General features: G+C 37.3%; 4 protein-coding genes. 1 reads left to right on the top strand and 3 read right to left on the bottom strand.

All coding sequences use genetic code 11. The features are described from left to right. Positions 1-1,122, top strand: a 1,122-nt coding sequence (gene rimO, locus H4J56_RS19300) for a 30S ribosomal protein S12 methylthiotransferase RimO (RefSeq protein WP_182259816.1), incomplete at its 5' end; no start/stop codon positions are given. 121 nt (positions 1,123-1,243) lie between these two features. Here the strand turns inward: rimO and H4J56_RS20050 are convergent. The 3 genes from H4J56_RS20050 to H4J56_RS20055 all read right to left on the bottom strand — a co-directional run bounded on the left by H4J56_RS20050 (position 1,244) and on the right by H4J56_RS20055 (position 1,780). Then, complete coding sequence (locus tag H4J56_RS20050; RefSeq protein WP_404842652.1) at positions 1,244-1,351, bottom strand: HU family DNA-binding protein; 108 nt, start codon at positions 1,349-1,351, stop codon at positions 1,244-1,246. A 61-nt stretch (positions 1,352-1,412) separates the two neighbouring features. Further along, positions 1,413-1,688 (bottom strand): hypothetical protein, encoded by a 276-nt coding sequence (locus H4J56_RS19310; RefSeq protein ID WP_182259817.1) that lies wholly within the window; start codon positions 1,686-1,688, stop codon positions 1,413-1,415. Positions 1,689-1,729: 41 nt separating this feature from the next. Further along, positions 1,730-1,780 carry a hypothetical protein gene (locus H4J56_RS20055; protein WP_404842654.1) on the bottom strand — a complete coding sequence of 17 codons (51 nt, stop codon included), beginning with the start codon at positions 1,778-1,780 and terminating at the stop codon, positions 1,730-1,732. Between the last annotated feature and the right edge of the window lie 285 nt (positions 1,781-2,065).

Consider the following 2,065-nt stretch of genomic DNA (forward strand, 5'->3'; position numbering starts at 1 on the left):
GGTAAAGTATTGGTTACTGGCTGTTTAGGCGTTAAGAAAGACGAAATCATCGAATTACATCCTAATGTTTTAGGCGTTACAGGACCTAATGCTTACGATGAAGTGTTAACACAAGTACACAAACATGTAGCCAAGCCTGTTCATAACCCTTTTATTGATTTAGTGCCGCCACAAGGCGTTAAACTTACCCCTAAGCATTACGCGTATTTAAAAATATCAGAAGGGTGTAACCACCGTTGTACGTTCTGTATTATTCCATCCATGCGTGGCGACTTAGACTCTCGTCCTATTGGCGATGTCTTAGGTGAAGCCAAACGTTTAGTTGATGCTGGCGTTAAAGAATTATTAGTTATATCTCAAGATACTTCGGCTTACGGCGTTGATGTGAAACACAAAACTGATTTTTGGGATGGCATGCCGGTTAAGACTCATATGCAGCAGTTATGTGAAGAATTAGCCAAGCGAGGCGTTTGGATACGTCTCCATTATGTTTACCCGTACCCACATGTTGATAAAATAATTCCTCTTATGGCAGAAGGTAAAATACTGCCGTACTTAGATATTCCTTTTCAGCATGCTAATAAACGTATCTTAAAATTAATGAAACGTCCTGGTAGCTCTGACCGTGTATTAGAGCGTATAGCTAAATGGCGTGAGATTTGCCCTGAATTAGTTATTCGTTCAACCTTTATTGTTGGTTTCCCCGGTGAAACAGAAGAAGAATTTGAAGAGTTATTAGAATTCTTAGAAGAAGCGCAATTAGACCGTGTCGGTTGTTTTAAATACTCACCTGTTGAAGGCGCTACGGCTAATGCTTTACCTGATCATAATTCAGACGAAGTTATGGAAGATCGTTTACAACGTTTTATGGCAGTACAAGCGAGAATAAGCGCGGAAAAACTACAAGCACGTATTGGCCAAGAATATTTAATTCTTGTTGATGAAGTAAGTGCCCTTGGCATTGTTGGGCGTTCTTATATGGATGCGCCAGAAGTTGACGGTAAAGTGTATTTGTCTGATGATTATGACGCTAAGCCAGGCGACCTAATGTGGGTACAAATTATCCATGCCGACGAACATGATGTTTGGGGTGTTAGAGTTGACGACGAAGCTGAAGATTAATTTTCTTCACAAAGCTTCTATTTTGCTTTAGTAAGCTTGATTTAATTTAACATTAGTTATGTTTTATCGCATATAAAAAAGCCCAACTTTAATTAAGCTGGGCTTTTTTGTATTTGAAAAATTAAACGTTAACAGCGTCTTTCAATGCTTTACCTGCTTTAAATTTAGGTACTTTTTCCGTAGCAATTTGGATTTTACCACATGTTGAGGATTGCGACCCAATGATGATGGTTCAGGAGCGTAAGTTGTACGCAATTAACGCTCCTATTAATAGTGTATAAAGGGAACTATTACATAACAGATTCAGCTTTATCTAGAACCTTGTCATTGAACGTTTTAGCTCCCTTATACCCAAGAAACATTGATACTAACCATATGATAAAAGCTAAGGGGGAAGCAATAATGGTTATTGCAAATATAATAACAAGGATTAGGTTAATAACTCCCCACATTATGCTACCTGAATACATTTGAGCTGCTCCAGGAATAAAAAAACCTAAAGCTAATGCTACAATTGGATTTTTCATTTTGTTTTGTAATCTCGCTTGCTGAATTGTGTCACTCATTTGATCTTTCCTTATGAATTTTTAAATGGTTGCTATAAAATTTATTTTAATAATTTACGAGAGGCTATTCCAAATATGCCTAAAGCGAAAATAGCTAAAGTGGATGGCTCTGGAACAGATGTTACCGATGAGTTTTTTATTAATAACGTGCTGTATGAAGATGAGGTACTTGTTGCTTTGCTATCGTAATTTGTATAATCCATAATAAATGCATCATCATTAACAGCCAAGTCATAATAACTACCTGTCATTCGTAAGCGCACAATTAAGCAGTGCGCTTAGCTATAATCGAAGTCTAGCTGCACATTCCACGGCATTAAATCTGTTAAATCATCATCGTCACTTTGACGTGCGGGCAATGTTTTGAATAAATACTG

The sequence above is a fragment of the Colwellia sp. BRX8-4 genome, from assembly GCF_014077345.1.
Taxonomy (GTDB): domain Bacteria; phylum Pseudomonadota; class Gammaproteobacteria; order Enterobacterales; family Alteromonadaceae; genus Colwellia_A.

Excerpts from the sequence above, each read along its gene's own strand:
- H4J56_RS19310 (WP_182259817.1), bottom strand. The coding sequence starts at position 1,688 with ATGAGTGACACAATTCAGCAAGCGAGATTACAAAACAAAATGAAAAAT.